Origin of the sequence: Armatimonas sp. (assembly GCF_043760365.1) — a bacterium.
Lineage (GTDB): Bacteria > Armatimonadota > Armatimonadia > Armatimonadales > Armatimonadaceae > Armatimonas.
This window is the reverse complement of sequence record NZ_JAYUPA010000485.1, coordinates 1-4,623: the sequence shown is the minus strand read 5'-3', so window position 1 is coordinate 4,623 and position 4,623 is coordinate 1. Positions and strand designations below refer to the sequence as shown.

Below are 4,623 nucleotides of genomic sequence, written 5' to 3'. Positions count from 1 at the left end.
CACACTACGAAGTGGTGCACACACTCTCTGCAAGCGACTACCTGAGCTACGGTATCGAGGGGGCGCGAACTCCCGCCGATGTCGAGAGAATTGTGAGCACCGAGAACCGACAGGCACGTCAGCTTGCGGAGCGCGCGGGACGGTTACTCACGCGCGAGGGCGAGCCTCATCCTGTGGGCGATATTTTGTTCGGGCACCCCACGGAGGCACTCCTGCGCCGTGCCGATAGCCTTCGTGCGGAGCTACTGGCCATTAATGCATCGCACACTCATAGCGAAAGTGCTGCGGCGCTGACAGGCAGTGTGGCCCGTGGGGTGGCGATGGGAGCGCACCAGAGTGTCTTGATTGCCCGGCCTCCCGCTCTCTTCCGGGACGACGATCGCCCGGTGCGGGCGGTGTTCGCGACCGATCACTCCGAGTACGCGAATCGTTGTCTGGAGATTTTGGTTGACTTTGCCCCTCGAGGGCTCTCGCACTTATTGGTGATGACGGCCGTACCCGAGAAAGAGCTGGAGGTGGTGGATCGGGAACTCCCTGAGCTGGGAATCGCCGTGTCGGCCTCGGTGCGGCGGGCACTGGAGCGCCGCAACCAGATGGTTGCGCACTCTCTAGCGCGCGATCTCACCCACGTGAGTATTGAGACGGCACTCTACACTCAGCCCATCCATGAAGCTATAGAGCGTGCGCTGGATCAAGCAAGTGCAGATCTATTGATCGTCGGAGCGAAGGGCCATAGCTTGCTGGAGCGCCTGACGCTGGGCAGTGTCTCGCTCCACCAGGCGCTCAGCGGTCCGAGCTCCGTGTTGATTTTACGTCACTAGAGATACTAGAGCGATTGCAGGTCGTTGAGGGATTGCGTAGCCTCTTCCAGAGCGCGGCTCTCGCTGGTGAGCTGGCGGACACGGGCACGTAGCGTGGTCAGCTCCGGTGGGATGAGTGCGAGCGGGGTGGTGCGGGTGCGCAGCAGCGCCACATGGGCTAGCGCGACTCCCTGACAGAGCAGCTCTCGCTGGGCATCTAGTCGGTGCAGAAGAAGGGGGAGGGCACGCAAGTGGGCAAGACGCTCTTCACACAGACTCCGGCTCTCGGTGAGCGCGGCATGGGCGACGGGATCGCTCTCACAAGCGAGCCGCCCGGTGAGCTGCTGGTATTCGGTTTCTGCCCCACGGAGCGCTTGTGGGTCTGTGGCGGCTCGGAGGCGGCTCTGCTGGGTTGCCATCGTGCGGTCCGCCTGGACCAACTGGTTAATGTCTTGTAGGAGTGCCCGCAGGAGCGCGGGCTGTTTGGCAGGGGTCTCTAAAAGCATCAGAAGCGCCTCACTGTAAAGCCGCTCGACGCGGAGCAAACTCGGCTCTGTAAGCAAAGCACGCAAGGCGGGTGCTCCGACATGACGGGGCGCACGGACACGCGAGACGTTTGTCGCGGCTAGGAGAATCCCTGGGGAGAGCAATAGCAAAAAGACAGCCACCGCGCCGCCCACCCGGAAGCAGACCAGGATATAGAGCGCACAGATCGCCAGTGAGCACAGCAGGGAGAACACTGACCAGATCGGCTCCAGAGTCGTGGGCTCGGGCAATGTTCTCTGGTTCTGTTGCACCACATTAAGGCGCTGCACGATTCCGGGTTCTAGCTCTCGCAAGCGTACCTGCATGGGCTATTTTACCCAGATAAGCAGATTCCGGCGAGAGGATTCCGTGTCCGGCAACGTGATTTCCACTTGCCGAATAAATGTCAGCCCGTACTTCGCCACTGTGCCTTCGTCGTCCTCAAGCTCCACGCCCTTCATCGCGACAAAAAGCCCGCCGGGCTTGATGAGCGGGGCGCACCAGGTGATGAGCTTAGGAAGCGCGGCGACAGCACGCGCAGTGACCAGATCGAACTTTGCGTTTTTTAGTTCCTCGGCGCGGGTGTGGACGAGCGTCACATTGGGGATTTCCAGGGTTTCCAGTGCATCCCCGAGAAAATTCAGGCGCTTGCGCAGGCTGTCCACGAGCGTGAGCTGCAAGTCCGGGCGGACAATTTTAAGAGGGACACCCGGAAAGCCCGCGCCCGTGCCGACATCGCAGACTCGTGCGCCGTATTTCAGCTCGGGGACAGCCTTGAGCAGTGTAAGCGAGTCCGCGAAGTGCTTGACCGCCATTGCCTCAGGCTCGGTGATGCGGGTAAGGTTGAGAGTCTGGTTGGTCTCCACCACAAGTGCCGCAAAGTGCGCACACTGCGCTGCTTGGCTCTCGGTGAGAGGAACTCCGATGGCCTCGGTGGCTTGTTTGAGTGCCGCAAGAAATAACTGCGTGTCCATGTTGCCGGAGGCATTGTATCCTGCCCAAAGATGATATGGGCACATCTCTCCCAATTGTTGCGTAAGAAGAGAGCATGAGGATCGTAACGAACAGGCAGCAGTACCTGCTTATCGGGATTGTATTGCTCTGGTGTGTGACACTACTGGCGTACTGGCGCTTACGGACTGCAGATCCCTTGGCGGTAGGAATGCTCTGGAACCTCTTTCTGGCGGTTCTGCCGCTCGGCTTTAGTGCTGCCTTTCGAGGTGCACTGGCCCGACAGAGCTGGGTACTCTCAGGGCTTGCTTTTGGTGGCTGGCTCCTTTTCTTTCCCAACGCACCCTATGTCATGACCGATCTGATTCATCTGCATCCCCGGAGCAACATTGCTCTCTGGTATCTTCTGGCAACCCTCTTGAGCTGTGGGGGAACGGGGGTCTGGCTGGGCTATCTCTCTCTGGGCGAGGTGCACGTCGCCGTCGCAACACGGTGGGGGAGCAAGGTGGGTTGGGCGGTAGTGGGTGGCTCTCTTTTGCTCTCAGGATTTGGTATCTATCTGGGGCGGTTTCTGCGTTGGAATAGCTGGGATGTTTTTGTGCATCCCCTCTCTCTTACGAAAACCATTGTCCAACAGCTTCTCAACGCTGGCCCCCACCCCCATCCCATCCCCGTGACCCTGGTCTTTGGCGTGGGCCTATTCCTGGGGTATCTCGCTTTCGGGGGCAGCGACATTTCAAAGAAGCCGTAACCAAGAGTGCCGGTGAGGCGTTCTCTCTTGTATGAAACGCTTGAATGTGCTGGCTGCGAGCCTGATCGCGGCAACCCTGGTGACACTCTCGCTCTTGCCACTTACCCGAGAAGCTCTGCGCTTTGATATGCAACTCGCTGCCGGAAAGCCGATTCTGGTCAAGGCTCTGACCGATCTAGGTATCAAGCTTGGAAATCTCGGTGCGGTTAGCCAATGCCGTGCAGCTCTCGGGGCGAGCCAAGTGGGCGGCTCTCCAGGCACTCGTGGCGGAGTTCCCAGAGAGCCCAGCGGCGCATGCGACTCTAGCGCGGATGGCCTGCAAGAACGGCGGTTCGGTGGGCGTCGGGCATAACGAGCTTCAGGCGGAGCTCTCCGTCACCCGCTCGAACCACTACACCAACAACAGCGCTAATGGCTCTTCTGATACTTGCAGTGATCACAGGAACCTTCGTTATTGCGTCTCCTTTCGTCAACGAGATACAAAAACTAGCCGCACCCTGATGGCCGGAACGGCCTTTGTGTTCGAGGTACGAGGACAATAAGACGCCCCCGTTCATGGGGGCGAAAATTCACGCGGGCGGCACTTCAGGTAAAATACCCGTATGTCCTCCGCACCCTTTGAACTCGAAGAAGTCTCCCTTTCTCAGCTCCGGCAGCAGCTCAAGGCCGGGCGCTACACCGAGCCGCAGCTTGTCCAGCTCTACCAGGCGCGAATCTCTGAGTTGAATCCGAAGCTGAGGGCGGTGATCGAACTCAACCCCGATGCCCTCAAAGACGCCGAGCGCTTGCAGAGTGAGCGGGCGGTGGGCAAGTCACTGAGGCCGCTGCACGGGATGCCGATCCTCATCAAGGACAATATTGCCACCCTCGACAAGATGCAGACCACAGCGGGTTCACTAGCGCTGGTAGGGGCAAAAATAAAAGCCGATGCGCCCGTGGTGGCCGCTCTGCGCAAGGCTGGAGCAGTGATTCTCGGGAAGACGAATCTTAGTGAGTGGGCGAACTTTCGCTCGACGCACTCATCGAGCGGCTGGAGTGGGCGCGGTGGGCAGACACGCAACCCCTACGCCTTAGATCGTTCACCGTCGGGGTCGAGCTCAGGCTCTGGTGCGGCCATTGCAGCCAGCTTTGCAGCGGCGGCAATCGGCACCGAAACCGACGGCTCGATTCTCTCGCCTGCTGCGGCCTCCAGTCTCGTGGGGCTCAAACCTACCGTCGGGCTGCTACCAGGCAAAGGCATTATTCCCATCTCCCACACGCAGGACACGGCGGGGCCGATGGCACGGACGGTCTTTGATGTCGCGATTCTTCTCGGGGCACTCACGGGCAAGGACTACTCAGGAGCGATGGTGACGAGCCTCAAGGGAAAGCGCATCGGGATCGCCCGCAAGCGCTTCTTTGGCTACCATCCCGCCACGGACAAGCTCGCCGAGGATGCAATCCTGGTGCTGAAAAAACTGGGCGCGGAGATTATTGACCACGCCGACATGGCAACCGTGGATACATTCGACGCCGATGAGGAGACGGTGCTTCTGTACGAATTCAAGGCGGGTCTAAATAGATATCTGGCCGAACTACAGCCCGGTGCGCTGGTGA

At 59.8% G+C, this 4,623-nt stretch carries 6 protein-coding genes; 4 read left to right on the top strand and 2 right to left on the bottom strand.

The genetic code is table 11. The features are described from left to right. On the top strand, nucleotides 1-821 hold an 821-nt coding region (locus ACH2EH_RS11360; protein WP_395141732.1), incomplete at its 5' end, for a universal stress protein. A 5-nt stretch (nucleotides 822-826) separates the two neighbouring features. On the opposite strand, the gene ACH2EH_RS11355 is transcribed toward ACH2EH_RS11360, so the two are convergent. Continuing rightward, nucleotides 827-1,651: a hypothetical protein gene (locus ACH2EH_RS11355; RefSeq protein WP_395141730.1), complete on the bottom strand. Its 825-nt coding sequence runs from the start codon at nucleotides 1,649-1,651 to the stop codon at nucleotides 827-829. Between the two features lie 3 nt (nucleotides 1,652-1,654). Next, on the bottom strand, nucleotides 1,655-2,299 hold the full coding sequence (gene rsmG / locus ACH2EH_RS11350) for a 16S rRNA (guanine(527)-N(7))-methyltransferase RsmG (RefSeq protein WP_395141728.1): 645 nt from the start codon (nucleotides 2,297-2,299) through the stop codon (nucleotides 1,655-1,657). Nucleotides 2,300-2,373: 74 nt separating this feature from the next. Between rsmG and ACH2EH_RS11345 the strand changes: the two genes are divergently transcribed. The 3 genes from ACH2EH_RS11345 to ACH2EH_RS11335 form a co-directional block, all read left to right on the top strand. Further along, on the top strand, nucleotides 2,374-3,027 hold the full coding sequence (locus ACH2EH_RS11345) for a DUF1361 domain-containing protein (RefSeq protein ID WP_395141726.1): 654 nt from the start codon (nucleotides 2,374-2,376) through the stop codon (nucleotides 3,025-3,027). Nucleotides 3,028-3,058: 31 nt separating this feature from the next. Beyond that, nucleotides 3,059-3,379: a hypothetical protein gene (locus tag ACH2EH_RS11340; RefSeq protein ID WP_395141724.1), complete on the top strand. Its 321-nt coding sequence runs from the start codon at nucleotides 3,059-3,061 to the stop codon at nucleotides 3,377-3,379. A 250-nt stretch (nucleotides 3,380-3,629) separates the two neighbouring features. Further along, nucleotides 3,630-4,623 (top strand): amidase family protein (locus tag ACH2EH_RS11335; RefSeq protein ID WP_395141722.1); only part of this gene is annotated, 994 nt, incomplete at its 3' end.

Coding starts and splice junctions, on each gene's coding strand:
- rsmG (WP_395141728.1), bottom strand. CDS start 2,299: ATGGACACGCAGTTATTTCTTGCGGCACTCAAACAAGCCACCGAGGCC.
- ACH2EH_RS11355 (WP_395141730.1), bottom strand. CDS start 1,651: ATGCAGGTACGCTTGCGAGAGCTAGAACCCGGAATCGTGCAGCGCCTT.
- ACH2EH_RS11340 (WP_395141724.1), top strand. CDS start 3,059: ATGAAACGCTTGAATGTGCTGGCTGCGAGCCTGATCGCGGCAACCCTG.
- ACH2EH_RS11345 (WP_395141726.1), top strand. CDS start 2,374: ATGAGGATCGTAACGAACAGGCAGCAGTACCTGCTTATCGGGATTGTA.